Origin of the sequence: Nocardioides flavescens (genome assembly GCF_009823805.1) — a bacterium.
In the GTDB taxonomy this organism is placed as follows: Bacteria; Actinomycetota; Actinomycetes; order Propionibacteriales; family Nocardioidaceae; genus Nocardioides; species Nocardioides flavescens.
Map to the genome: position 1 here is coordinate 22,587 of NZ_WUEK01000012.1, position 24,888 is coordinate 47,474.

24 protein-coding genes are annotated in these 24,888 nt (G+C 74.1%); 10 read left to right on the forward strand and 14 right to left on the reverse strand.

The features are described 5' to 3' along the window. Window positions 1–48 precede the first annotated feature (48 nt). Window positions 49–1,788, reverse strand: a complete 1,740-nt coding sequence (locus tag GRQ65_RS17430) for an FAD-dependent oxidoreductase (RefSeq protein ID WP_160879279.1) — start codon at window positions 1,786–1,788, stop codon at window positions 49–51. 101 nt (window positions 1,789–1,889) lie between these two features. Here GRQ65_RS17430 and GRQ65_RS17435 point away from each other — a divergent pair, with 101 nt between their 5' ends. Continuing rightward, entirely contained in the window at window positions 1,890–2,678 is a 789-nt protein-coding gene (locus tag GRQ65_RS17435; protein ID WP_160879280.1) for an SDR family NAD(P)-dependent oxidoreductase, read from the forward strand. Between the two features lie 87 nt (window positions 2,679–2,765). Beyond that, a complete protein-coding gene (locus tag GRQ65_RS17440; RefSeq protein ID WP_160879281.1) occupies window positions 2,766–3,557 on the forward strand; it encodes an IclR family transcriptional regulator domain-containing protein in 792 nt (263 codons plus the stop codon). A gap of 3 nt (window positions 3,558–3,560) precedes the next feature. Here the strand turns inward: GRQ65_RS17440 and GRQ65_RS17445 are convergent, their stop codons facing one another. Next, on the reverse strand, window positions 3,561–4,373 hold the full coding sequence (locus GRQ65_RS17445; protein WP_337191828.1) for an amino acid ABC transporter ATP-binding protein: 813 nt from the start codon (window positions 4,371–4,373) through the stop codon (window positions 3,561–3,563). Window positions 4,374–4,378: 5 nt separating this feature from the next. Further along, window positions 4,379–5,380, reverse strand: coding sequence for an amino acid ABC transporter permease (locus tag GRQ65_RS17450; RefSeq protein ID WP_160879282.1), 1,002 nt, complete (start codon window positions 5,378–5,380; stop codon window positions 4,379–4,381). A 266-nt stretch (window positions 5,381–5,646) separates the two neighbouring features. Between GRQ65_RS17450 and GRQ65_RS17455 the strand changes: the two genes are divergently transcribed. Then, window positions 5,647–6,666, forward strand: a complete 1,020-nt coding sequence (locus GRQ65_RS17455; protein ID WP_160879283.1) for a transporter substrate-binding domain-containing protein — start codon at window positions 5,647–5,649, stop codon at window positions 6,664–6,666. 125 nt (window positions 6,667–6,791) lie between these two features. On the opposite strand, the gene rplI is transcribed toward GRQ65_RS17455, so the two are convergent. From rplI to rpsF, 4 genes are all read right to left on the reverse strand, one after another. Continuing rightward, window positions 6,792–7,238, reverse strand: coding sequence for a 50S ribosomal protein L9 (rplI, locus tag GRQ65_RS17460; RefSeq protein WP_160879284.1), 447 nt, complete (start codon window positions 7,236–7,238; stop codon window positions 6,792–6,794). Between the two features lie 14 nt (window positions 7,239–7,252). Further along, the gene (rpsR, locus tag GRQ65_RS17465) at window positions 7,253–7,489 is read right to left on the reverse strand and encodes a 30S ribosomal protein S18 (protein ID WP_160879285.1); all 237 of its coding nucleotides are present in this window, start codon (window positions 7,487–7,489) and stop codon (window positions 7,253–7,255) included. 76 nt (window positions 7,490–7,565) lie between these two features. Continuing rightward, complete coding sequence (locus GRQ65_RS17470; RefSeq protein WP_160879286.1) at window positions 7,566–8,156, reverse strand: single-stranded DNA-binding protein; 591 nt, start codon at window positions 8,154–8,156, stop codon at window positions 7,566–7,568. 161 nt (window positions 8,157–8,317) lie between these two features. Beyond that, window positions 8,318–8,608, reverse strand: coding sequence for a 30S ribosomal protein S6 (gene rpsF / locus GRQ65_RS17475; RefSeq protein ID WP_160879287.1), 291 nt, complete (start codon window positions 8,606–8,608; stop codon window positions 8,318–8,320). Window positions 8,609–8,805: 197 nt separating this feature from the next. On the opposite strand from rpsF, the gene GRQ65_RS17480 reads away from it, so the two are divergent. After that, window positions 8,806–9,564, forward strand: coding sequence for a protein kinase domain-containing protein (locus GRQ65_RS17480; RefSeq protein WP_160879288.1), 759 nt, complete (start codon window positions 8,806–8,808; stop codon window positions 9,562–9,564). Here the strand turns inward: GRQ65_RS17480 and GRQ65_RS17485 are convergent. Continuing rightward, entirely contained in the window at window positions 9,533–10,429 is an 897-nt protein-coding gene (locus GRQ65_RS17485; protein ID WP_337191829.1) for a helix-turn-helix domain-containing protein, read from the reverse strand. The two genes, GRQ65_RS17480 and GRQ65_RS17485, sit on opposite strands and share 32 nt — an antisense overlap. Before the next feature lie 100 nt (window positions 10,430–10,529). On the opposite strand from GRQ65_RS17485, the gene GRQ65_RS17490 reads away from it, so the two are divergent. From GRQ65_RS17490 to GRQ65_RS24130, 4 genes are all read left to right on the forward strand, one after another. Further along, entirely contained in the window at window positions 10,530–11,306 is a 777-nt protein-coding gene (locus GRQ65_RS17490) for an SDR family NAD(P)-dependent oxidoreductase (RefSeq protein WP_160879290.1), read from the forward strand. A gap of 9 nt (window positions 11,307–11,315) precedes the next feature. Beyond that, the gene (locus tag GRQ65_RS17495) at window positions 11,316–12,122 is read left to right on the forward strand and encodes a deoxyribonuclease IV (protein ID WP_160879291.1); all 807 of its coding nucleotides are present in this window, start codon (window positions 11,316–11,318) and stop codon (window positions 12,120–12,122) included. Window positions 12,123–12,188: 66 nt separating this feature from the next. Further along, window positions 12,189–14,243, forward strand: coding sequence for a glycosyltransferase family 39 protein (locus GRQ65_RS17500; RefSeq protein WP_237448456.1), 2,055 nt, complete (start codon window positions 12,189–12,191; stop codon window positions 14,241–14,243). Beyond that, the gene (locus tag GRQ65_RS24130) at window positions 14,240–15,433 is read left to right on the forward strand and encodes a glycosyltransferase (protein ID WP_160879292.1); all 1,194 of its coding nucleotides are present in this window, start codon (window positions 14,240–14,242) and stop codon (window positions 15,431–15,433) included. The genes GRQ65_RS17500 and GRQ65_RS24130 overlap by 4 nt, the downstream gene beginning before the upstream one ends. Here the strand turns inward: GRQ65_RS24130 and GRQ65_RS17510 are convergent. From GRQ65_RS17510 to GRQ65_RS17530, 5 genes are all read right to left on the reverse strand, one after another. After that, window positions 15,384–15,722, reverse strand: coding sequence for a hypothetical protein (locus GRQ65_RS17510; protein ID WP_160879293.1), 339 nt, complete (start codon window positions 15,720–15,722; stop codon window positions 15,384–15,386). The two genes, GRQ65_RS24130 and GRQ65_RS17510, sit on opposite strands and share 50 nt — an antisense overlap. 46 nt (window positions 15,723–15,768) lie before the next feature. Continuing rightward, complete coding sequence (locus tag GRQ65_RS24135; protein ID WP_160879294.1) at window positions 15,769–18,162, reverse strand: CHAT domain-containing protein; 2,394 nt, start codon at window positions 18,160–18,162, stop codon at window positions 15,769–15,771. A 182-nt stretch (window positions 18,163–18,344) separates the two neighbouring features. Then, a complete protein-coding gene (locus GRQ65_RS17520) occupies window positions 18,345–19,847 on the reverse strand; it encodes a S8 family serine peptidase (protein ID WP_160879295.1) in 1,503 nt (500 codons plus the stop codon). Window positions 19,848–19,856: 9 nt separating this feature from the next. Continuing rightward, window positions 19,857–20,339 (reverse strand): hypothetical protein, encoded by a 483-nt coding sequence (locus GRQ65_RS17525; RefSeq protein WP_160879296.1) that lies wholly within the window; start codon window positions 20,337–20,339, stop codon window positions 19,857–19,859. Continuing rightward, window positions 20,332–20,928: an RNA polymerase sigma factor gene (locus GRQ65_RS17530; protein WP_337191830.1), complete on the reverse strand. Its 597-nt coding sequence runs from the start codon at window positions 20,926–20,928 to the stop codon at window positions 20,332–20,334. The genes GRQ65_RS17525 and GRQ65_RS17530 overlap by 8 nt, the downstream gene beginning before the upstream one ends. Window positions 20,929–21,096: 168 nt before the next feature. On the opposite strand from GRQ65_RS17530, the gene GRQ65_RS17535 reads away from it, so the two are divergent. Both GRQ65_RS17535 and GRQ65_RS17540 read left to right on the forward strand, forming a co-directional pair. Continuing rightward, on the forward strand, window positions 21,097–22,275 hold the full coding sequence (locus GRQ65_RS17535) for a lipid II:glycine glycyltransferase FemX (protein WP_337191831.1): 1,179 nt from the start codon (window positions 21,097–21,099) through the stop codon (window positions 22,273–22,275). A 10-nt stretch (window positions 22,276–22,285) separates the two neighbouring features. Next, complete coding sequence (locus GRQ65_RS17540; RefSeq protein WP_160879298.1) at window positions 22,286–23,335, forward strand: alanine racemase; 1,050 nt, start codon at window positions 22,286–22,288, stop codon at window positions 23,333–23,335. 134 nt (window positions 23,336–23,469) lie between these two features. Here the strand turns inward: GRQ65_RS17540 and GRQ65_RS17545 are convergent, their stop codons facing one another. Next, window positions 23,470–24,882 (reverse strand): glycosyltransferase 87 family protein, encoded by a 1,413-nt coding sequence (locus GRQ65_RS17545; protein ID WP_160879299.1) that lies wholly within the window; start codon window positions 24,880–24,882, stop codon window positions 23,470–23,472. Window positions 24,883–24,888: the final 6 nt, after the last annotated feature.

The following is a 24,888-nucleotide window of genomic DNA, read 5'->3' on the forward strand; positions in this document are numbered from 1 at the left end:
GCCTCGCCGGTGGTTGAGGAGGGCCGCTAGGCCCGTCTCGAAACCACGTCAGGCGGTGGGAGCGGTCTCGGGCGGCGCGGCGACGTCGATGATCGGGACCGGCTTGACCGGTGCCTGCGGGGCGAAGCCCGAGCGGTCGGCGACCGGGGTGCCGGTGACGCGGGCGCTCATCGCGGTGAGCACCGGGCCGCAGTAGCGGCCCTGGCACTTGCCCATGCCGACGCGGGTCATCCGCTTCACCGAGCCGGCGGCGACGGTGCCGTCGCCGAGCCCGGCCGCGATCTCGCCGTAGGTGATGCCCTCGCAGCGGCACACGACCGTGTCGTCGGTCGCGAGCTGCTCGGTCAGCACCGGGGCGGCGAAGAGCCGCACCATCGCCTCCTGGAAGCGCAGGTGCCGGCGGGCGTGGCGCACGCTGCGGCTGCCGGGCTGCGGCGCCGGCCCGGCCCCGAGGTCGGCGGCGACGGCCTCGGCGGCCAGCGCGCCCTGCGCCTCGGCGTACTTGGCGCCCTGGACGCGCGCGTTGTCCCCGATCGCCCACACGTGCGGCTGCGAGGTGCGCCCGGTCTCGTCGGTGACGGTGGTCAGCGCACCGCGCGACTCCTCGAACCGGTGCTCGCACCCGAGTGAGCGGGCCAGGTCGCTGCTGGGGACGAAGCCGTAGCCCAGGCAGACCGCGTCCACCTCGACGACCGTCTCGGCGCCGGTGGCGCGACCGCTCGCGTCGATGGAGGCGTACGCCGCGCGGCGGACGCCGTCGACGGGGTCGCCCTCGAGCCGCACGACCGCCGCACCGGTGCGGATCGGGACCCGGCGCCGGCGCAGGGCCGCGAGGTAGCGGGCGCCGTCGCGGGCCAGGGCCGGCGAGGCGGTGGCCATCGTGGCGACGTGCCGCCCGCGCTGCGGGTGCGTGATGCGCCCGGCCTCGACGAGCCCGACCACGTCGACCCCGGCGCGGGAGAGCTCGTAGGCGAGCTGGATGTTGAGCGGGCCGTTGCCCGCGACGAGGACCCGGGTGCCCGGCGCGACCTGGTAGGAGCGCAGCAGGCTCTGGCCGGCGCCGGTGGTCATGACCCCGGGCAGGGTCCAGCCCGGGACGGGCACTCCGCGCTCGTAGGCGCCGGCGGCGAGGACGACCCGGCGCGGGCGCAGGATGAAGCGGTCGTCGGCGGACCGGGCGGCGAGGTGGTCGGGCGCGAACGCGCCCCACACCGTGGTGCCGAGGAGCAGCCGGGCGCCGGAGGACTCGACGCGGGCGATGAGCGCGCGACCGCTGCGGTACTGCGCGTCGAGCGCGGCCTCATCGACCCGGAAGGCCTTCGCGGGCTGCTTGTAGTACTGCCCACCGAGGGCCGAGCGGTCGTCGACGAGCACGACGTCGAGGCCCCGCCGGGCGAGCCCGTCGGCCGCGGCGAGCCCCGCCGGCCCGCCTCCGACGACGAGGACGTCGGGCGTCAGCTCGGTCTCGGGGGTCGCGTCGACGTCACCGAACGCCGCGACGTCCGGGCGGACCGGCTGGGACGAGACGGTCGAGGCCTTCGAGGCAGAGGTGGTGCAGGCGAGCGAGCCGCCGTCGCCGTCGACGCTGACCGTGCACTCGTGGCACACGCCCATGCCGCACCAGACCCCTCGGCGACCGTCGCGCTCGTCGCGGCGCAGCCCGCGGACGCCGCCCGCCAGCAGCGCCGAGGCGACCGTGTCGCTGGCCTGCGTGGGCACGGCAGTGCCCTCGACGTCGAGACCCGACCCCTCCTCCGACGGGCCGATCCCGGGGGACTGGATGCGCATCTCGGCTCCTCTGAGAGTGTGCGTGGAGCGCACGGTTGTCCGCTTGCCGTACGCAGTGCCTAGACTAACCGCTGCCACCGACATCCACGAGGAGCAGTCCGATGAGCGCAGGAGCAGCCACACCCCACGGCGAGCTGGCGGGCAAGACCGTCCTGGTCACCGGGGCCTCGCGCGGCGTGGGCCGCGCGATCGTCGAGCGCCTGGCCACCACCGGCGCGAGCGTCGTGGCGCACTACGCCCGGGGCCGCGACGGCGCGGCCGAGGCCACCCGCGACTTCGCGCCCGGCACCGCCCACCTCGTCGGCGCCGACCTCGGCCTGCCCGACGGTGCCGCCTCCCTGTGGCGTCAGGTCGAGGAGGTCGCCCCGCGCGTCGACGCCGTGGTCCTCAACGCCGGCATCATGCCCAAGGTCGAGGCCGACGCCGACGACGAGGAGTGGGACTCGGTCATCCGCACCGCGCTGCAGGTCAACACCCTCAGCCAGGCCGAGCTCGCCCGCCGGGCCGTCTCCCACTTCCGCGGCCACGGCTCCGGCGTGCTCGTCGGCATCAGCAGCTGGGTCAGCCAGCGCGGCGCCGGGCACCCCAATCTCGCGGCGTACGCCGCGTCCAAGGCGGCCACCGGCGCGCTGCTCAAGACCTTCGCCCGCGCGTACGCCGCCGAGGGGCTGCTCACCTACCTCGTCGCACCCGGGGCGATCGACACCCAGATGACCCACGACTCCGCCGCCGACCGGGGCGGGCTCGAGGCGATCACCAGCACCCTGGCGATGGGCGAGCTCGTGCCGCCGACCGAGCTCGCGGAGCTCGTCACGGTGCTGTGCACCGGCCGGCTGCGTCACCTCACCGGCGCGACGCTCGACGTGAACGGCGCGTCGTACGTGCGCTGATCGACCGCTCGCGCGTCACCGTGCGACCATGTGTGCGCCCAGCGGATGGCTGAGCGCTCACAGGTTCGCTGGTGGTCGGGAGAGACGATGGCGCAGTCCGAGGAGGACCGTCGCTCGGGTGAGTTCGTGCAGTCGCTGGACCGCGGCCTGGCGGTGATCCGAGCCTTCTCCGACGAGCAGGAGCGCCTCACCCTCGCCGACGTCGCGCGCACCACCGGCATGAGCCGCGCCTCGGCGCGGCGCTTCCTGCTGACGCTGCAGACGCTCGGCTACGTCGGTCAGAAGCAGGGCCGGTTCTACCTGCGCCCCCGCGTGCTCGACCTGGGCTACGCCTACCTCTCCTCCTCCACCGACGTCGAGGTCGTCCAGGACCACCTGGAGCGCCTCTCCGCCAAGACCGGCGAGTCGTCGTCCGCCACGGAGTACGACGACGGCGACGTCGTCTACGTCGCGCTCGCGGCGGCCGACCGGATCATGACGATCCGGCTCAGCGTCGGGCGGCGCCTGCCGGCGTTCTGCACCTCGACCGGGAGGGTGCTGCTCTCCCAGCTGGGCGAGGACGAGCTCGAGGAGTTCCTCGAGGCCTACCCGCGCCCCCAGCTGACCCCGCACACGATGACCGACCCGGTCCGGCTGCGCGAGGAGCTCGCACAGGTCCGCGAGCAGGGCTGGGCGCTCAACGACCAAGAGATCGAGCTCGGCGCCCGCTCGGTCGCCGCCGGCGTGCGCGAACCGGGCGGTCGCATCGTCAACGCCGTCAGCATCTCGGCGCCGTCGGCGCGCGTCTCCCTCGAGCAGCTCACCGGCGAGCTGCTGCCGCCCCTGCTCGACGAGACCGAGCAGTGCAGCGCCGACCTCGCGCTGCTGCGCCGGGGTTGAGCCTCAGCCCTCCTCGACGCCCCCGCGCATGCGGGAGAGGAACTTCTTGGTCCGCTCGTGCTGGGGAGCCTCGATGACCGCCGAGGGCGGGCCCTGCTCGATGATCCGGCCGCCGTCGATGAAGATCACCCGGTCGGCGACGTCGCGGGCGAACTCGATCTCGTGGGTGACGATGAGCATGGTCAGCCCCTCGTCGGCGAGCAGCTTCATCACCGACAGCACCTCCCCGACAGTCTCGGGGTCGAGCGCGGAGGTCGGCTCGTCGAAGAGCATCACCTTGGGCCTCATCGCCAGCGCGCGGGCGATCGCGACGCGCTGCTGCTGACCGCCGGAGAGCTGGCGGGGGTAGGAGTTCTCCTTGCCCTCCAGCCGCACGTGGGCGAGCAGCTCGCGGGCCCGGGCCTCGGCCTCCTTGCGGGGCTGGCCGGCGACGCGGACGGGGGCCTCGATGATGTTCTCGAGCACCGTCATGTGGCCGAAGAGGTTGAAGGCCTGGAAGACCATCCCGATGTCGGTGCGCTGGCGCGCCAGCTCGGACGCCGGGAGCTCGACGTAGCGACCGCGGCGCTGGTGGACGCCGATGACCTCGCCGTCGACGCGCACGAGGCCCTGGTCGGGCTTCTCGAGGTGGTTGACGCAGCGCAGCATCGTCGACTTGCCCGAGCCCGAGGGCCCGATGATGCAGACGACCTCACCGGTCGCGACCTCGAGGTCGATGCCGTCGAGCACGCGCAGCGAGCCGTAGCGCTTGCAGAGCCCCTCGAGCTGCACCAGGGGCCGGGTGGCCGTCGTACGCGCGGTCACAGGGTCGGTCACGGTCGTCACTTCGTCTCCTGGTCTACGACCCGGCCGTCGGCGGGCTGCGTCGCGGGGCTGCTGAAGAACCCGTCGTGGCTCTCGGCGCGCCCGGTGAGGCGCAGCCGCTGGGCCACCGAGGGCCGGGCGTTGCGGGTCGCGCCGCGGGAGTAGTGGCGCTCGATGAAGTACTGCCCGATCGAGAGAACGGTGGTGAGCACGAGGTACCAGATGCTCGCCACGACCAGCAGCGGGATCGTCTCGAAGGTCCGGCTGTAGATGACCTGGACGGTGTAGAGCAGCTCGTTCATCGAGATGATGCTGACCAGGCTGGTGCCCTTGAGCATCGAGATCACCTGGTTGCCGGTCGGCGGCACGATGACCCGCATCGCCTGCGGCAGGATGATGCGCCGCATCGCCTGGCCGCGCGTCATGCCGAGCGCCGCGCTCGCCTCGCTCTGACCCTGGTCGACCGAGAGGATGCCGGCGCGGAAGATCTCCGACATGTAGGCGCCCTCGTTGAGACCGAGCCCGAGCGTGGCCGCGACCAGGGGCGTGATGAGGTCGTTGGTCGGCGAGCTGCCGAACTCCGGGCCGAACGGGATCCCGACCGACAGGTCGGGCAGGAAGCTCGCGAGGTTGAACCAGAACAGGATCTGCACGAGCAGGGGGGTGCCGCGGAAGACCCAGACGTAGGCACCGGCGACTGCGTTGAGCAGCACACTGTGGGACAGGCGCATCAGGGCCAGCGCGAGCCCGATGAGGCAGCCGAGCACCATCGCGATGACGGTGAGCTTGATCGTCTGCCAGACGCCGGTCAGCACCCGGTCGTCGAACATGTACTCCCACACCGTCGACCACTGGAGGCTGTCGGAGGTGAGGAAGGTCGAGATGATCTCGACGGCGATCAGCAGCACGAAGATCTTGACGACCCAGCCGGCGGCCTTGGTGAGCACGGGCCGCAGGCCCGGTGAGCTCGCCGGCGCGGCGCTGGCGGCCGTGACCTCGTCGGTGGCCGTGGCGTTCATGGAGCCTCCAGGGTTCGGGTGACCGAGGCACACGCGTGCCACACAGGTGCACTGCGACCGCCTCATTGCAGCGCAGGGGCGAAGTGTTCGTCAAGCGCCCAACCGTTCGCTGGACGGCCAGTTTCGACCCGCCGAGCCACGCCTGACCCTTGACACCCCTGGAGGGGGTGGTCACACTTCGTACACTTGGTCGCAGAGCGTACACGACCGAGACCGCGATCGACGGTGACGCGGGGTTCAGCACTCACACCTGGAGCAATTCACCCATGGCTTCTCTGCTCAGCTCGTCCCGGTCGGTCACCCGGCGCCCCGGTGTCCGCCGCGCGTCCGCCTCCCTCGCCGCCGCTGCCCTGCTCGCCGCCGGGCTCGCCGGGTGCGGCAGCGACTCCGACGACACCTCCGCCGACACCTCATCGTCGTCCTCCGACGCCTCGTCGTCGAGCGCGGGGTCCTCCGAGTCGTCCTCCGGGGGCTCGGGCGCGAGCACCGAGGTCGCCGGCGTCTCGATCTCCGAGGACGCCGAGCTGGCGGCCATGGTGCCCTCCGACATCGCCGACTCCGGCGAGCTCACCGCCATCCAGTACGACAACGCCCCCGCCGACACCTTCGTCGACGACAACGGCGACATCACCGGCTGGGGCCCCGACCTCGGCAAGGCCGTCGCAGCCACCCTGGGCCTGGAGTACAAGCCCGAGGCGTCCGGCGCCTTCGACACCTTCATCCCCGGCATGCAGAACGGTCGCTACACCAGCACCTGGGCCTCGCTGACCGTGCTGCCCGAGCGGCTCGAGGTCGTCGACATCGTCGCCGTCCACGAGGGCTCGACCGGCGTCATCACCACCGAGGACAGCGACCTCGACATCTCGGAGCCGACCGACCTGTGCGGCATCACCGTCGCCGCCCTCGCCGGGTCCAGCTTCGTCTCGCAGCTCGAGGACGTCGCCACGACCTGCACCGACGCCGGCGAGGAGGCCCCCAAGGTGGACTCCTACCCGCAGCAGGCCGCGGCCCAGCTCGCCGTCACCAACGGCCGCGCCGACGCCTTCGCCACCAGCAAGGGCCAGCTCGCCTGGCTGCTGCGCGAGACCAAGGGCTTCAAGCTCCAGCCGCTCGACTACCAGCCCGCCCTCGAGGGCATCGGCGTCTCCAAGGACTCCGGCATGACCGAGCCGATCGCCGCCGCGATGGACAAGCTGATGGCCGACGGCACCTACGAGAAGATCATGAACTCGTGGGACGTCGACTTCGGCTTCCTCGACAAGGCCGAGGTCAACCCCACCAGCTGATCCTCCCCCTCACCGGCTCCGGCCCGGTCGCCCTCGGGCGGCCGGGCCGGTGTCGTGTCCGGGGAAGACCGCGGCCCCGGTCGGCTCACGAGGAGCCGGCCGAGGCCGCGGGGGGTGGTGCTGGGTCAGCCAGCGACGACCTCGAGGGCCACGGTGGCGGCGACCTCGTCGTGCAGGCGGACGGTGACCTGGTGGGCACCGAGCGACTTGATCGGGTTGCCGACGGCGATGGTGCGCTTGTCGACCTTCTCGCCGGAGGCGTCGGTGATCGCGTCGGCGATGTCACCGGCGGTCACGGCACCGAACAGACGGCCGCCCTCACCGGCACGGACCTTGACCTGCACCGGCTCGGCCTCGAGCTTGGTCTTGACCTGCGCGGCGTGGTCGTGGTCGCGCACGGACCGGGCCGAGCGGGCCTTCTTGATCGACTCGATGGTCTTCTCGCCGCCGCGGGTCCAGCGGATCGCCGCACCGCGGGGGACGAGGTAGTTGCGGCCGTAGCCGTCCTTGACCTCGACCACGTCGCCGGGGGCGCCGAGGCCGGTCACTTCCTGGGTCAGGATGAGCTTCATCAGTCTGGCTCCTCTCAGCGACCGGTGGACGTGTAGGGCAGCAGGGCCACCTCGCGGGCGTTCTTGACCGCGATGGCGACGTCGCGCTGGTGCTGCACGCAGTTGCCGGTCACCCGACGCGCGCGGATCTTGCCGCGGTCGGAGATGAACTTGCGGAGCAGGGCGGAGTCCTTGTAGTCGACTCCGGTCGCCTTCTCCTTGCAGAACTGGCAGACCTTCTTCTTCGGCTTGCGAAGTACGGGCTTGGCCATTGTGGTGCTTCCTCCTCAGAAGCCCGGCGCTGAGTGGTTACAGCGCCGGAATGGTTGCGTGGATGGGAAAGGTGGATCAGAAGGGGGGCTCGTCCTGGACCCCGGGTGCGCCCCACGGGTCGTTGGACGCGCCACCCCGGTTGCCGCCGCCCTGGCCGCCGGACGCGGGGGCCGGGGAGGCCCACGGGTCGTCCTGCGGGGCGGACTGGCCGCCACCGCCGCCGGCGTTGCCGCCGCCGGAGTAGCCACCGGAGTTGCCGCCGCCGTTGCCGCCACCGGAGTAGCCGCCCCCGCCGCCCTGGCGGCTGGTGCGGTTGACCTTGGCGGTGGCGAACTTCAGCGAGGGGCCGATCTCCTCGACCTCGACCTCGAAGACCGTGCGCTTCTCGCCCTCACGGGTCTCGTAGGTCCGGGCCTTGAGGCGACCCTGGACGACGACCCGCATGCCCCGCTGCAGCGACTCGGCGACGTTCTCCGCCGCCTGCCGCCAGATCGAGCAGCGGAGGAACATGGCTTCGCCGTCCTCCCACTCGTTGGTCTGACGGTTGAAGTTGCGCGGGGTCGAGGCCACCGTGAAGTTGGCGACCGCGGCGCCCGACGGGGTGAACCGCAGCTCGGGGTCGTCGGTGAGGTTGCCGACCACGGTGATGAGGGTCTCGCCTGCCATGAGGGTCTCCTAGGTGTTCCGGTGGCGTCGGGGCCATCGTTGCCTCAGGCACCGACAGCAGGAAAGCGGCTGTCCACAGGCGGCAGGTGCCGCCCGGGGACGCCGGCTCGGCCGGACGGGTCCGACGCTCGGTGATCGATCAGTGATGGATCGGTGATCGATCAGTGAGCGTCGGGGCGCAGGACCTTGGTGCGGAGGATCGACTCGTTCAGCGTGAGCTGGCGGTCGAGCTCCTTGACCGTGGCGGGCTCGGCGGTCAGCTTGACGACCGCGTAGATGCCCTCGGCCTGCTTCTTGATCTCGTAGGCCATGCGGCGACGGCCCCACACGTCGACGGACTCGACAGAGCCGCCGTCGGTGCGGACGACGTTGAGGTACTTGTCGAGCGAGGGCCCGACCGTACGCTCCTCGAGGGACGGGTCGAGGATCACCATGACTTCGTATGCGCGCAAAGCGAATCCACCTCCTGTGGGCTCAGCGGCCACGGTCTCTCCGTGGCAGGAGGGCTTGTGCGTCTGCCCGCCACGACGTCGGGTCGCGGCGGACAGGACAGGTTAACAGCGCGCGGAGAGCCGCTCCCAATCCTGTGCACGGGCCGCCTGTGGAGGACGCCGGGCACCGCCGGGCGGATCCGCCTAGCGTCCCGTCCGTGCTCCGGACCCGTGCCCCACGGTCCCCGCACCGCTCCGGCGAGGAGCCGGTCGCGGGGCGCTGGGTGCTGCTCGAGGCGATCGGCCGGGGCGGCTGCGGCACCGTGCACCGCGCCCACGACCTGGAGCGCGGCCTCGACGTCGCGGCGAAGCTCGCCCACGATGCCGCCGCCCGCGCCCGGCTGGCCCACGAGCGGACCCACGTCGTCACCCATCCGCACGTGCTCCCCGTCCTCGGCTGGGCCGAGCAGGGCGACCTCGCGCTGCTCGCCACCGAGCTGGTGCACGGCGGCAGCCTGCTCGACCTCGTGCGCCGCGACGGCCGGCTCGGCGAGACCACGGTCGCGCTCCTGCTCGCGCAGCTGCTCGACGCCCTCGCCGCCGTGCACGCGGCGGGGCTGGTGCACGGCGACGTCAAGCCGGCCAACCTGCTGCTGCGTGACGGACCCCGCCCGCACCTGCTGCTGGCCGACTTCGGGGTGGCGGTGCGCCAGGGGTGCGACACCGGACCGGCCGCCCGGGTCGAGGGCACACCGTCCTACCTGCCTCCCGAGCGGCTCGCCGGAGCGGCACCGCACCCGGGCCAGGACGTCTACGCCGCCGGGCTGCTCGGGCGGCGGGTCCTGCGTGGCTCGTCACCGCTGCTCACCCTCTGCGACTCGATGGCCCGGCCCGAGCCGTGGCTGCGACCCAGCGCCGACGTGGCCCTGCGGCGTCTGCGCGAGCTCAGCCCCGGCCGGTGGCCGGCTGCCGGGTGACCTGCTCGGTCAGCTGCTGGGTGCCGACCACCGACAGCAGCGCGAGCTGCTCGGCGGCCGGCGTGCCGGGCGCGGCGGAGTAGACGTGCAGGGTCTGGTCGGCGTCGGGCACCACCAGGACGTCGCACTCGAGGGTGACGTCGCCGACGACGGGGTGGGCGAGCGTCTTGGTGTGGGTGCGCCACGTGGTCGCCGACCCCTCGTCCCACAGCTCGCGGAACCGCTCCGAGCCGGTCGCGAGGTCGTCCAGGAGCCGGGCCAGCCCGGTGTCGGTGGGGTAGCGGCTCAACGCGCCGCGCAGCTGAGCCACGACGTTGCGCTCGGCGCGCTCGAGGTCCTCGGGCGGCCCACCGAGCGGCGTACGACGGTCGCCCGGCTCGGGCAGGAAGGTCAGCCGCGGGTGGTTGCGCCGGTGCGGCGCGACGGCGGACCAGTCGCCCAGGAGCGCGGAGGCGAGCGGGTTCCAGGCGATGACGTCGCCCTTGGCGCTGAGCACCATGGCCGGCAGGTCGGCGAACCGGTCGACGAGCCGCAGCACGCTGGGGCGCACGTGCACGTCGATCGTGCCGGGGCGCGGCGGCTCGGCCCCCGCGAGACGGAAGAGGAGGTCTCGCTCGTCGGACTCGAGGCGCAGCGCCCGGGCCAGCGCGCCCAGGACCTGCGCCGAGGGATGCGGCCCCCGCCCCTGCTCGAGGCGCACGACGTAGTCGACCGAGACGCCCGCCAGCAGCGCGAGCTCCTCGCGGCGCAACCCGTCGACACGGCGGCGGAGGCCGACGGGCAGACCGACGTCCTCGGGGCGCACCCGGGCGCGCGCCCGACGCAGCACCCGGGCGAGCTCGTCGCGGTTGGTCCCAGCCGTCACCTGACCAGCATGGCGCGCTCGCGACCGGCGCGGGTAGGACCGCCGGTCCCACGCTCGACCGGCCCTGTCACCGGCCGCGGACCCGAGCCACGGTGGAGCCATGACCACCTCTCCTCCCACCGCCCTCGTCCGCGGCCACGTCACCGCCCTCGTCACCGGCAGCAACAAGGGGCTCGGCGCCGAGACGACCCGGCGGCTGGCGGCTCTCGGCTGGACCGTCTGGATGGGCGCCCGCGACGTCGCCGCGGCGCACGCCACCGCCGACCGCATCCGCCGCGACCAGCCCGACGCCGACCTGCGCCCCGTCGCGCTCGACGTGACCGACCCGGCCTCGGTCGACGCGGCCCGCGAGACCGTCGGCGCCTCCGGCACCGGCCTCGACGTGCTGGTCAACAACGCCGGCGTCGCCGACCCGTCGACGCTCGTCACCGCCGCCACCCGGGCCGAGGACCTGCTGCCGACGTACGCCGTCAACGTGCTCGGCCCGGTCCGGGTGACCGAGGCGTTCCTCCCGCTCCTGCAGGAGTCGCCGACCGCGCGCGTCGTGATGGTCTCGAGCGGCCTCGGCGACCTGACCCACGTCAACGACCCGGAGCGCGCCGAGCACGGGGTGCCGGGGTTCGTCTACCAGTCCTCGAAGGCGGCGCTCGACATGATCGCCGACCGCTACGACGCCGCGCTCTCCGACGTGCGGGTCCGGGCGGTCGACCCGGGTTACACCGCCACGGACCTCAACGGCCACAGCGGTCCGCAGACCCTCACCGAGGGCACCGACGCGATCGTCGCCGCGGCGAGCGCCGAGGCGGTGCCGGCCGGCAAGTTCGACCGCACGCACCTCTCGGTCGACCTCGGGAGCGGTGTCGGCGCGGCCTCCTAGGGTGGAGGCATGGCAGCAGCGACCTCCCTCAGCATCGGCGCGCACGTCGACCAGGCCGACCCGATCGCCGAGGCGCAGGCGCGCGAGGCGCCGCTGGTGCAGTTCTTCCTCGGGGACCCGCAGGGTTACAAGGGCCCGGAGTTCCGACGCGAGGGCGGAGCCGAGGCGCTGCGGGCCGACGCCGAGGCCGCCGGCATCGACCTCTACGTCCACGCTCCCTACATCGTCAACGTCGCCACGACCAACAACCGCATCCGCATCCCGAGCCGCAAGCTGCTGCAGCAGCACGTCGACGCCGCCGCCTCGATCGGGGCCAAGGGGCTGATCGTCCACGGCGGCCACGTCGGCAAGGACGACGACCCCGAGAAGGGGTTCGACAACTGGCGCAAGGCGATCGAGGCGACCGACCTCAAGCTCCCGCTGCTCATCGAGAACACCGCCGGTGGCGACAACGCCATGACCCGCTACCTCGAGCGCATCGCCCGGGTCTGGGACGCGATCTCCGCGGCCGAGGGGTTCGAGCAGGTCGGGTTCTGCCTCGACACCTGCCACGCCCACGCGGGGGGCAACGCGCTCGAGACCGTGGTCGTGGACGTGCGCGCCATCACCGGGCGCATCGACCTGGTGCACTGCAACGACAGCCGCGACGAGTTCGACTCGGGCGCCGACCGCCACGCCAGCCTCGGCGCCGGCAAGGTCGACCCCGACCTGCTCGCCGCGGTCGTGCGCGACGCGGGTGCCCCCGTGGTGTGCGAGACACCCGGTGGACCGGTCGAGCACAGCGAGGACTTCGCCTGGCTCCGCGAGCGTCTCTGACCCCTCACAGGTAGGCCACAGGGCGACCACACCGCCGCGCCAGCCGCGGCGTCGACGGTGGAGGGCATGATGCTCACCACCACCGCGCACGATCCCGCGCACGACCCGGCACCGCCGGCGCCCGCCCCCGCCGACCCGTCCCCCGGCGTACGCCGGCCCGGCTGGGAGCGACCCGCCCTGATCGGTCTGCTCGCCGCGACCGCTCTGCTCTACCTGTGGGGGCTGAGCGAGTCGGGCTGGGCCAACAGCTTCTACGCCGCGGCGGCCCAGGCCGGCTCGGAGTCGTGGAAGGCGTTCTTCTTCGGCTCCTCCGACGCGGCCAACGCGATCACGGTCGACAAGACGCCGCTGGCCCTGTGGCCGATGGCGCTGTCGATCCGCATCTTCGGCCTGAGCTCGTGGAGCCTGCTGGTGCCGCAGGCACTCGAGGGCGTCGCGGCCGTCTGGCTGCTCGTCGCCACCGTGCGCCGCGCGACCGGTTCGGCCGGCGCGGGGCTCATCAGCGGCGCCGTCATGGCGCTGACGCCGGTGGCGGTGCTGATGTTCCGCTTCGACAACCCCGACGCGATGCTCGTGCTGCTCCTCGTCGCCTCGGCGTACGCCACGCTGCGCGCGGTCGAGCGGCCCGCCGAGGGCCGCACGGCCCACCCGGTGCGGTGGCTCGCCCTGGCCGGAGCCCTGGTGGGGCTCGCCTTCCTCGCCAAGATGCTGCAGGCGCTGCTGGTGGTGCCCGCGCTCGGCCTGGTCTACCTGCTCTTCGCCCACACGAGCATCCCCAAGCGCATCGGACACCTGCTCGTCGGCCTCGTGTCGATGGTCGCCGCCGCCGGCTGGTGGGTCGCGATCGTGTCGCTGTGGCCGGCCGACGACCGTCCCTACATCGGCGGCAGCCAGAACGACTCCGTGCTCGAGCTGACCCTCGGCTACAACGGTCTGGGTCGCCTCACCGGTGACGAGACCGGCTCCGTGGGCGGCGGGGGCGGCGGCGCCGGCGGCGGGATGTGGGGCGAGACCGGCATCACGCGGATGTTCGGCTCCGAGGTCGGCGGTCAGATCGCCTGGCTCCTGCCGGCCGCGCTGGTCCTGCTCGTCGCCGGGCTGTGGTTCGCCCGCCGCGGGCTCGGCGACCGCGTCGTCCGCGCCAGCCTCGTGCTCTGGGGCGGCTGGCTGCTCGTGACCGCGGTGACGTTCAGCTTCATGGCCGGCATCTTCCACGCCTACTACACCGTCGCGCTGGCCCCCGCGATCGGCGCGCTCGTCGGCACCGGCGCCTGGCTGCTCTGGCGGCACCGCACGTCGTACGCCGCCGCGCTGGTCGGCGCCGCCACCACCGCGCTGACCGCGGTCACGGCGTTCACCCTGCTCGGCCGCAGCGCCGACTTCGTGCCCTGGCTGCGCTGGGTCGTGCTCCTCGGCGGACTGCTGGTCGCCCTCGCCGTCGCGGCGATGGGCCACCTGCCGAGGCGGCTCGCCGCCGGGGTCGCGGCCGCCGCACTGGTCGTCGGGCTCGCCGGTCCCGCGGCGTACAGCCTCGAGACGGCGGCCACCGCCCACACCGGCTCGATCCCGACCGCGGGTCCCTCGACGGGCAGCGGGTTCGGCGGGCGGGGCGGCGGTCCCGGCGGCGGTGGCGGCGGGTTCGGCGGCGGCACGCCGCCCACCCAGGGCCAGACCGGCGGCCAGACCGGCGGCCAGACCCAGGCGCCGACCGGTGGACAGACCGGCGGTGGCGGTGCCGGCGGTCTGCTCAGCGGCAGCGAGCCGACCGAAGCGATCACCTCGCTGCTCCTCGAGGACGCCGACGACTACACCTGGGTCGCTGCGGCCGTGGGCTCCAACAGCGCCTCCGGCTACCAGCTGGCGACCGAGGAGCCGGTCATGGCGATCGGCGGGTTCAACGGCTCCGACCCGGCGCCGACGCTGGCGGAGTTCCAGGCCTACGTCGCCGACGGCGAGATCCACTGGTTCATCGGTGGCGGCGGCTTCGGCGGGCAGAACGGCGGCAGCAGCGCGAGCAGCGAGATCGCCGCGTGGGTCGAGGCCAACTTCACCGCGACCACCGTCGACGGGGTCACGCTCTACGACCTCAGCGGTGGCACCAGCACCGGGACCGCGTCGTGACCGCGCTCTGGGCGGATGCCCCCGCGGAGGGCGGCACAGCCACCACCACGCTCGACGTGGTGATCCCGGTCTACAACGAGGAGGTCACGCTCGAGGCGTCGGTGCTGCGGGTGCGCGAGCACCTCGCGACGCTGCCGTGGTCCGCGCGGGTGACCATCGCCGACAACGCCAGCACCGACGGCACCGCGGTCCTGGCCCGGCGGCTGGCCCACACCCACGACGACGTGCGGGTCGTGCACCTGCCGGAGAAGGGGCGGGGTCGCGCGCTCAAGCACGTGTGGAGCACGTCGGACGCGGCGGTCCTGGTCTACATGGACGTCGACCTGTCGACCGACCTCAACGCGCTGCTCCCGCTCGTCGCCCCGCTCATCAGCGGCCACAGCGACCTGGCCATCGGCAGCCGGCTGCGCCACGACTCCCGCGTCGTGCGCGGCCCGAAGCGGGAGGTCATCAGCCGCGGCTACAACCTGCTGGTCAAGGGCGCGCTGCGCACACGCTTCTCCGACGCGCAGTGCGGCTTCAAGGCGATCCGCGCCGACGTCGCCCACGAGGTGCTGCCGCTGGTCGAGGACGACGCGTGGTTCTTCGACACCGAGCTCCTCGTGCTCGCCGAGCGCGCCGGGCTGCGCATCCACGAGGTGCCGGTCGACTGGGTCGACGACCCCGACAGCCGCGTCGACATCGCGCGCACGGCGTACGACGACCTGCGCGGCATCGCGCGCCTCGGACGCAACCTGGTCACGGGCCGCCTCCCGCTCGGGGGCGTCACCGAGCGGCTCGGGCGGGCGCAGGCCGAGGCGGGCAGCGGACGGCTCGGCTCGCAGGTGGCGCTCTTCGCGCTCGTGGGCGTTGCCTCGACGCTCGCCTACGCCCTGCTGTTCCTGGTGTTCCGACAGCTCACCGGACCGCTCACGGCCAACCTGCTGGCGCTGCTGGTGACGGCGGTGGCCAACACCGCGGCCAACCGGCGCCTCACGTTCGGCGTACGCGGCCGGCAGGACGCCCTGCGCCACCAGGTGCAGGGGCTGGTGGTCTTCGCGGTCGGGCTGGGCGTCACGAGCGCGACGCTGTGGGGCCTCGAGGGGGCCGGTCACGTCACCGAGGTCGTCGCCCTCACCGCGGCCAACCTGCTGGTGACCGTCATGCGGTTCGTCGCGCTGCGGACGTGGGTGTTCGCGCGGCATCGCTGAGGCCGAGGGGCACGACCTCCACCTCGCAGACCTCGTGCACGATCTCGCGGTCGGGGTGGCGCCGCTCGAGCCGCAGGGTGCCGGCGGCGCCACCGAAGGCCAGGAAGTGCAGCTCGTGGGGCTCGGCCCCGGACGCGGGCTCCAGCGGCAGCAGGTGGCCCGGGTGGGCCGCCACCCGCCAGCGGCTCGCCCCCAGGCGCGGGCGGAACCGCAGGCACAGCTGTTCCCCGGCGCCGAGCTCGACGATGGTGCCGGGGCGGGGGTCGGACAGGGTGAGGTGCTCGCTCATGCCTCCCAGGAGCGGCCGGCGTCCCGCCTGATACGTCCGTCGCGGACTACCCGAAGCAGACGAACGGCGCGGGGGCGGAGCGGGGCGTGACGGGGTCGACGGCGGCGGCGAGGGCGGAGGCCGGGTCGGTGCCGGCGGCCAGGGCACGGTGGACGCGGACAAGGGTGTCGTGGGCGGCGTCGTCGGCGACCGCGGCGGGGCTGGCCACGACACAGCGGGCGCCGGCGTGAAGCCAGGCGGCGGACATGCCGATGAGCTCCTCGCCCCACCGCACCGACGAGCGGCCGACCTCGCAGGCGGAGAGCAGGACGACGTCGGGGACCGACGTGAGCCGGTCGACGTCGTAGCCGAACCACGGGCCGTCGTCGAGCTCGAGGCCCGAGAACAGCGGGTTGTCGGCCGCGTGCCGGCCGTGCGCCGCGACGTGCAGCACGTCGACCCGCCCGGCGAGGTCGGTGACCGCCTCGGCCGTGGCCGCTGGGCCGGCCAGCACCTCGGCGCGCGACCAGGCCGAGGCGGCGGCGCGCACCTCGGCCTCGGCGCGCGGCACCCGCGGACCGGCGACGAACCCGCCCACCCCGAGCCGCATCGGCCGTGCCGCCCGGTCGAGCCACGAGGTCGCGCTCTGCGCCACGGTGACCGGCCGTCCGACGAGCCCCGGCAGGAGCGCCCACGGCACCCCGGCCAGCACCCCCGACGGCGTGAGCACCACCCGGCGGTCCCCGAGGTCGGCCAGCAGTGGCGCGACCAGCACGTCGCCCAGGCGCACGAGCCGCTCGGCGAGCGCGGAGCGCACCACCGTCGACACCGCGGCGGGGAGGCCGGTGCCGGCCGAGACGTCGAGGTCGGCGAGCAGTCCGCCGAGCAGGGCGTCGAGTGCGGCGCGGCCGCCGAGGTCGTGACGGCGGGTGCCGGCGCCGGTGACGACGAGGGCGACGACCCGCTCCGCGGTGACGACGTACGCCGCGAGCGCGGTGTCGTCGCCGAGCCCGGCCACGACCGCGTCGAGCGGCGCGGGTGAGGCGTAGGCACCGGAGCCGCGCCGCTGCCAGGCGCGCTCGCGGACCCGGCGGCGCAGCTCGGCCTCACGCTCGGGGCCGGGCGCGGCGCGCAGCTCGGCGAGGTCGGCCGCGACGGCCGGGTCCTGCGGGGTGCGGACAGGCTGCACCCGCGAGGCCAGCATCCGGGCGCGCTCGGACCACTCGAGCAGCACCGCGTCGGAGCGCGACCCGACGGCGAGGGCCTGCCCGCGCACGCCGAGGCGCACCCCGAGGCCGACGACGTTGGTCTGGAGGTCGAGGGAGCCGAAGGAGCTCTGCCAGGCGTGCAGGTCGTCGAGTCCGGCGCGCAGGTGGCGCAGGGCGTCGGCGCGACGGGTCGCGAGCTCGGCGCGCACGTCGCGCTCGGCGAGCCGCAGCTCGAGCGGCGCCGAGCGCGGCACCCGCGGCACGGGTCGACCGCGCGACGCGCGGGCCTGCTCGAGGCGCACCTCGAGGGCGAGGTGGCCGAGCCGCTGCTGCGCGAGCTCGGGCAGCAGGGTCGCCGCGCGGTCCGCGAGCCCGGCGGTGCGCCCGGCGCGCGAGTCGCAGACGAGCGCCTGGGCCTCGGCGCGCACCCGCCAGCGCGGTGCGCCGCTGCGCTCGAAGAGGTCGCGGGCGCGCCGTGCGGCGGCTGCGGCCCGCGGGTCGCCGCGCAGCGCCCCGGCCCGGGCGACGGCGAGCTCGGCCTCACCGCGCCGCTGCGCGAGCCGGCGCCGGGCGTACTGCTGCGCGGCCGAGCGCAGGGCGGAGAGCCCCTCGTCGTGGAGTCCCGCGGCGAGGAGGACCTCGGCGCGGTCCTGGTCGACCATCGCGACGAGCGCGGGGCCGCCCTGGGCCTCGACCTCACCGCGCGCACCGTCCATGAGGCGCAGCGCTGCGACCAGGTCACCGCGCCGGAACTCGACGTAGCCGAGGTTGTGCTCGGCCTTGGCCGCCGCGAGCGGGTCGCCGCCCACGACGAACGACGCCCGGGCCGCCGCGAAGTCGCCGGCCGCGAGGTCGAGCGCACCGCGCTGCAGGTGGACGTTGCCGCGGTTGAGGTGGACGTTGCCGAGACCGACCGGGTCTCGCGTGAGGGGAACGGCCGCGTCGAAGGCCGCGATCGCCGCCTCGCCCTCGCCGCGGAGCATCTCGACCAGTGCGACCTGGCGCAGCAGCACCCCGCGGGTCTCCTCGCCGATGCCGTGGGGGGACGACAGCGCTTCGCGGCACAGCCGCAGCGCCCCCTCGGGGTCGCCGGTCTCCGAGAGGACGTAGGCCAGGCTGGCGTCGATGCGGGCCCGCAGGTCGCCCGCACCGCTCAGCTCGCGGGCCCGCTCGAGGTGGCGCCGCGCCTCGGCGTGCCGTCCCCGGTTGAGCGCGCCCACACCCCGGCGGTGCAGCTCCTCGGCCGTGGGCACGGCTCATTGTGGCGGCTCAGCGGCCCCCTTGGAGGCTGCTGATCAACGGGGGTGGATGTCAGCGTCGTCCCGGTGCGTGCACGGGTGGTGCCGACGAGGGAGCCGTGCCGGAGGCACGGCGACTGAGGAGAAGCCGCTCGGGTGCGTGCTGGGGCGGGGCTGACGCCGCCCTCTGCCATTGATCATGAGCCTCCTAGGCACGCACCGACGGCCGCGGTGACCACCGACGCCGCGTGCGCGGGCTCGTCGACGGCGCCGGTGCCGTCGACCCGGCCCACGAGCTCTCGGGCGATGAGCCCCGCCGCGATCGGGGCGCTGAACGACGTCCCGCTCCAGATGCCGAACCCGCCGGTGAAGTCGTCGGGGTCGAGCGACTCGCGCGTGCGGCCGTCGTACGTCGTGCGCGCGACGGGCTCGAACCCGCCCTGGAACGGCGGCATGGTGCTCATCAGGGCCGCACCCGGCTGGTAGGTCGAGACCCAGTCGCCGGTGTTGGTGAACAGCGCGTCGGTGCCGTTGGGGTTGAGGGCGCCGACCGCGACGACGGGGCTCGCGGACTGCGCCGGCGCGAAGCCGGCGGGGTAGCACTTGCGGTCGGTCGCGTCGTTGCCCGCCGAGCAGACGACCACGACGCCGTTGTCGCTGAGCTGGTCGAGGACGCCGGTCATCACCGGGTCGAAGGCGAGGTCGTCGGGCGACTCGTGGTAGTAGCCCATCGACAGGTTGAGCACGTCGAGCGCGTGACCGCCCTCCTCCCCCGCGCGGTAGCGGCGGGCGAGCTCGGCGATCTGGGTCAGGGCCGTCACCAGGTCGGACTCGACGATCGGGCCCTCGGACGGCACCACGCGCCAGGCCAGGATGTCGGCGTCGGGACAGAGCTGGTGGACGAGCCCCGCGATGAAGGTGCCGTGGCCCGAGAGCTGGTCGATGACGCCGTCCTCGGGGCCGACCTGGTCGCCGTGGAGCTCGGGGTCGGTCGAGGACAGCGCGTAGCCGATCGCGGTGCCGCCCAGGCGCACGTCGGTGTCGACGACGCCGTCGAGCCACGGGTGCTTCGCCCAGCAGCCGGTGTCGAGGATGCCCACGACCGGTCGTCGGGTCGTGAGCTCGGCGTCGGGCGTGCGGCAGGGCGGCGGGCCGACGTAGGCGACCGGTTGGCGCCCTCCGCGGCCGGGGACGACGTAGCCCATCGCCGGGTCGGAGTTGTGGAGCGGGTCGGAGTTGTGCAGCGGGTCGGAGTTGTGGAGCGGGTTGGGCCAGAACGTCGTGGCGTGCAGGACGTGGTCGAGACCGACGGTGCGCAGCACGTCGGCGCGGCCCGTCGCCCGCGCCTGCTGCAGCAGCAGGAACCCGTCGGGCGGACGCACCGCCCGGCCGTCGGCGACGCTGATCGCGACCTTGACCACGCCGTAGCCGAGCCCGCGGGTGCGGGCGTCCTCGCCCTCGACCTCGATGCGCCAGCCCAGCTCCTCCGCGGCGCGCGCGAGCTCGGCCTCCACGGCCGCCTGGTCGGCGGTCTTGGGGAAGATCACCCGCGGTCCGACGTACGCCGTAGGCAGGGGCGGGGCCTCGCCCGCCAGCTGGGGAGCCTTCGACGGGTCGAGCACCCGCACCGCGTGACGATGGTGCAGCCGGTGGGCGTGACCGGCGCGGCGTCGGTCGGGGGTCTGGGGCGGCAGCGGCACGGGGTCTCCTCAGAGCTCGAAGGCAGGGGTCTGGAACGCCGGGGCACCGGTGCCGGGCTCGAGGCGCAGCCGCAGCAGCCCGGGCGCGAGGTCGGGCAGCTCGAAGCGGCCGGTGGCCCCGACGGCAAGCGTGGCGACGTCGGCCCAGCCGTGGCGCACCGCGCGCTGCACCGTGACGGTCACCGGCACCGGCGGCACCACCCAGCCGTCGAGGCGGGCGCCGGCGAGGCGCACCAGCAGCTCGAGACCGGCGTGGCTGAACCGCATCGTGTACGCCGCACCCGGGGCGCCGCGCGTGCCGGCGAGGTCCTCGGAGCGCTCGACCAGCAGCATGAGCTCGAGGTCGAGGCCACCGGCCTCGGCCTCCGCCGCCAGGGTCGCGGCCGCCTGCATCCGCGCGACGAGTCCGGTGGGCACGGGGTCGCGCTGCTCCCACACGGTGCGCACCAGCACGAGGAGCTCCTCCTCGCTGGGGTCGGTCGGGTCAGCCACGGTCGCTCCCTCCGCCGGCGAGCTCGGCCCGCAGCTTGTCCAGGCAACGCCCGCGGGTGGGGCCGATGCTGCCGATCGGCATGGCGAGCTCGGCGGCGACGGAGGCGTAGTCAGGGCGGTGCTCGAAGGCGACGATCCTCAGCAGCCGGCGGCAGCGCTCGCCGAGCCGGTCGACCGCGGCCCAGAGCAGCCGGTCCTCGTCGCGGCGCACGACGTCGGCCTCGGGCGAGGTCGCATCGGGCAGTCGGGGGGCGAGGTCGTCGTCCTCGGTCGCCAGCGACCGGCCGGCGGCCTTCGCCACCCGCCACGCCTCGCGCCGCGCGGAGGTGGTGAGCCAGGAGCCGACGGCAGCCGGGTCGTGCACCGCGTCGCGCGAGCGCACCAGGGCCAGCCAGGTCGTCTGCACGACGTCCTCGGCCACCTCGGCGGGCAGCCGGTGGGCCCGCACCACCTGCCACAGCACGGGCGTCATCACCCGCACGAGGTCGTCGAGGGCGAGCGCGTCGCCGCCGCGCCAGCGCACGAAGGCGTCGCTCGCCGCTGCCCACACCTCCTGCGGGTGGGCGGGACGGGCGCGGTCGAGGCTCACGCACGCCTCCTCGTCCTGGAGCTCGTCCTGGAGCTCGTCTCGAAGGCTCTCCACACCGCACAGGAGAGCGGGGCCAGCCGCCTGATACATCTCCCCGAGAACGACGCGCACCAGCCTGGCAGAGCCCGGGCCGGACGGCGAGACCCAGCGGCTCGGTAGCCTCGTCGAGTGCCTGCGCTGTCCGTCCGACCCATCACCGACGAGCAGCACCGGGCGTTCGTGGAGCGCCAACCCTGGACGAGCTTCCTGCAGACCCCCGCGTGGGGCACGGTCAAGACGGAGTGGCGCAGCGAGTCCATCGGCTGGTTCGCCGGCAGTGACTCCGAGCCCGTCGGTGCGGCCCTGGTGCTGCACCGTCCGGTGCCGAAGCTGCGCCGCTGGTCGCTGGCCTACCTCCCCGAGGGCCCGGTGATCGACTGGGCCGCCGCCGACCTCTCGCAGTGGCTCGAGCCGATGTCGGCCTACCTGCGCAGCCAGGGTGCCTTCGGCGTGCGCATGGGCCCGCCCGTGACGACCCGGCGCTGGGACGCCGCGGCGGTCAAGCAGGGCCTCGCCGACCCCGACGTACGCCGTCTCACGGACGTCGCGCCCACCCACCGCGACCCCGTCGGCAACCGGGTCGTCTCGCAGCTGCGCGAGCTCGGCTGGCGCAGCCAGGCCGCCGAGGACGGCTTCGGGTCGGGCCAGCCGCAGTACAACTTCGAGGTGCCGCTCGTGCGCCGCTCCTCCGACGGCGCGACCGAGGCGCTCACCGAGGCCGAGGTGCTCGCGGGGATGAACCAGCTCTGGCGCCGCAACATCAAGAAGGCCGACAAGGCCGGCGTCGAGGTCACCACGGTCGGGGTCCGCGACGGCGCGGAGGCGCTGCGGGCCGCGGTCGAGCGCTTCCACGCGCTCTACCTCGAGACCGCCGAGCGCGACCGCTTCACCCCGCGCCCGGTCGACTACTTCCACCGGATGACCGAGGCGATGGGCGCCGAGGACCCCGACCGGATCTCGTACTGGTTCGGCGAGCACGAGGGCGAGCTCGTCGCCGCGACGCTGATGGTCCGCGTCGGCGTGCACGTCTGGTACTCCTACGGCGCCTCCTCGACCGCCAAGCGCGACGTGCGCGGCTCCAACGCCGTGCAGTGGCAGATGATGCGCGATGCGCTCGCCGCCGGCGCCGACGCCTACGACCTGCGCGGCATCGCGCCCACCCTCGACAGCGACGACCACCACGTCGGGCTCGTCCAGTTCAAGGTGGGCACCGGTGGGGAGGTCGTCGAGTACGCCGGGGAGTGGGACCTGCCGCTGCGCCGCCCGCTGTACGCCGCCTTCGACCTCTACATGAGCCGGCGCGGGTGAGGAGCGAGCGATGAGCGTGACCCTGCACGTGGACGGCGAGCGCTGGCGCACCCACCTGCGCTCGGTCGCCGACGCCCACCCCGGCCTGACCCCCGTCGTCAAGGGCAACGGCTACGGCTTCACCGCGGGCCGGCTGGCCCGGCGCGCGGACTGGCTCGGCGTCGACACCATCGCCGTCGGCACCTACGACGAGCTCGAGCACGTCGAGTCCCGCTTCGGCGGCGACCTGCTCGTGCTGACCCCGTGGCGCCCGTCGGTGCGCGAGCTCGACCCGGCCCTGGCCCGCCGCGTGGTCCACACCGTGTCGCGGCCCGAGGACCTCCCGGCGCTGCTCGAGCGCCACCCCGACGCGCGCTACGTCCTCGAGCTGCTCACCTCGATGCGCCGCCACGGCATGAGCGCCGCCGAGCTGCGGGCCCTCGCACCCTCGGTTCGCCGTACGCCGCTGCAGGGCGTCGCCGTCCACCTCCCCCTCGCCGGCGGCTCGCACCTCGGCGAGGTCGAGCGGCTGCTCGACGACGTCGTCGGCGCCGAGCTGCCCGGGGCGCCGGCCACGACGCTGTGGGTCAGCCACCTCACCGGCGGCGAGCTCGACACCCTCCGCGCCCGCTGGCCCGAGCTGACCGTGCGCCCGCGCATCGGCACCGACCTGTGGCTCGGCGACCGCGGCGCGCTGCGCGTGAGCGCGACCGTGCTCGACGTGCACCGCCTGCACCGCGGCGAGGTCTTCGGCTACCGCGGCCGCACCGCCCCCCGCGAGGGCCACCTCGTCATCGTCAGCGGCGGCACCGCCCACGGCATCGGCCTCGAGAGCCCGCAGGGTCAGCTCGGCCTGCGCGACCGCGCCGCCGTCGTCGCCCGCGGCGGCATGGAGGCCCTCGGCCTCACCCGCTCGCCGTTCTGGATCGGCGGCAAGCAGCGGCTCTTCGCCGAGCCGCCGCACATGCAGGCCTCGATGCTCTTCCTGCCCGCCGACTCCACCCCGCCCGCCGTCGGCGACCTCGTCGACGTGCGGTGCCGGTTCACCGCCACGGCCTTCGACCGCGTCGAGTTCAGCTGACCCCGGTGGTTGAGGAAGGCCGCTCCCGTTGGTTGAGGAAGGCCGCTCCCGTTGGTTGAGGAAGGCCGCTAGGCCTGTCTCGAAACCACGCAACCGCGAGCGGTGGTTTCGAGACGGTCGCTGGCGCGACCTCCTCAACCAGCGGTGCTCGGGACTCGCTGCTCGACCAGCGGGGGGCTGACGGCGCGGACGGGGTCGTGGCGGGGGACCCAGACGTCGCGGGCGACGAGGGCGACGAGGTAGAGCTCGCCGAGCATCCGCAGGACGATGGCGATCCAGTAGAACCCCACGTCGTCGCCGCCGGCGGGCTGCAGCGCACCGTCGAGGTACCACCACACCGAGGCGAAGTAGACGACCTCGGTCGCCTGCCAGACCAGCTGGTCGCGCCAGCGCGGGCGGGCGAGCACGGCGAGCGGCAGCAGCCACAGGACGTACTGCGGCGAGTAGACCTTGTTGACGAGCAGGAAGCCCGCGACCACCAGGAAGCCGAGCTGGGCGAGCCGCGGGGTCGACGGAGCGCGCAGGCCGAGCACGGCGACCCCGGCGCACCAGAGCAGGAAGAAGCCCCACGACCAGTGGTTGACGGTCTCGGGCGTGATCGTCGCCCCGCTCGCCTGCTGCAGGACCAGCCAGATCGAGCCGAGGTCGGGGCCGCGCTCGGAGTTGAAGCTCCAGAAGACCTTCCACTCCGCGGGCCCGGAGAGGTACGCCGGGAGGTCGACGACGACCCAGGTGACGGCGGCCGCGGCGCAGGTCAGGGCGAGCTCGGGCCAGCGGCGCCGGCGCAGGCAGATGACGGCGATGCCCCCGAGCAGGAAGAGCGGGTAGAGCTTGACGGCGGTGCCCAGCCCGATGAGCACCCCGGTCGCGACCGGCTTGTCGCGCGACCAGGTCCACAGCGACGCGGCGACGAGGACGACGGGCAGCATGTCCCAGTTGATGAGCGCGGTGAGCGCGAGCGCCGGGGAGAGCGCGAACGCCGCGGCGTCCCACGGCCGGCGCCGGTGGACCCCGGCGAGCAGCCACGCCGAGAGCAGCGCCATCGCCGCGAAGGCGAGCGCGTTGACGATGACGAACGTGCCGAGCTCGGAGCGCACCTCGGGCGTGCCGGCGAGGTCACCAGCCGGGACGTCGCCGCGTGCGGACACGTCGGGTGAGCCGCTCACCCAGTGGGTGACCCAGGCCGCGCCCCACGCGAAGTAGGAGATGCCGACGGGGTACTCCATGACCTGGTAGCGCGAGCGGACCTGCGCGTCCTCGGTGTAGGGCCAGGCCAGCTCGGCCAGGCCGCGGCCGGTGTAGAGGAACGGCAGGTCGGTGTAGCACATGTGGGAGTAGCGCTCCTGCGCGAAGACCCAGTCGTCGTCGACGCACGCGCTCTTCTGCACCATGCCGAGCGAGAAGGTCACGGCCGCGAGGAGCAGCAGGACCCGGGTCGGCGTCCACCAGCGGTGGCCCGCCCAGCGGGTGCCGACCGGGCCGCCGACGCTCTCGCTGAGCGCGGCGACGACCGGGTCGTCGCGGGTCGGGTCGACGCGACCCTTCACCCGGGC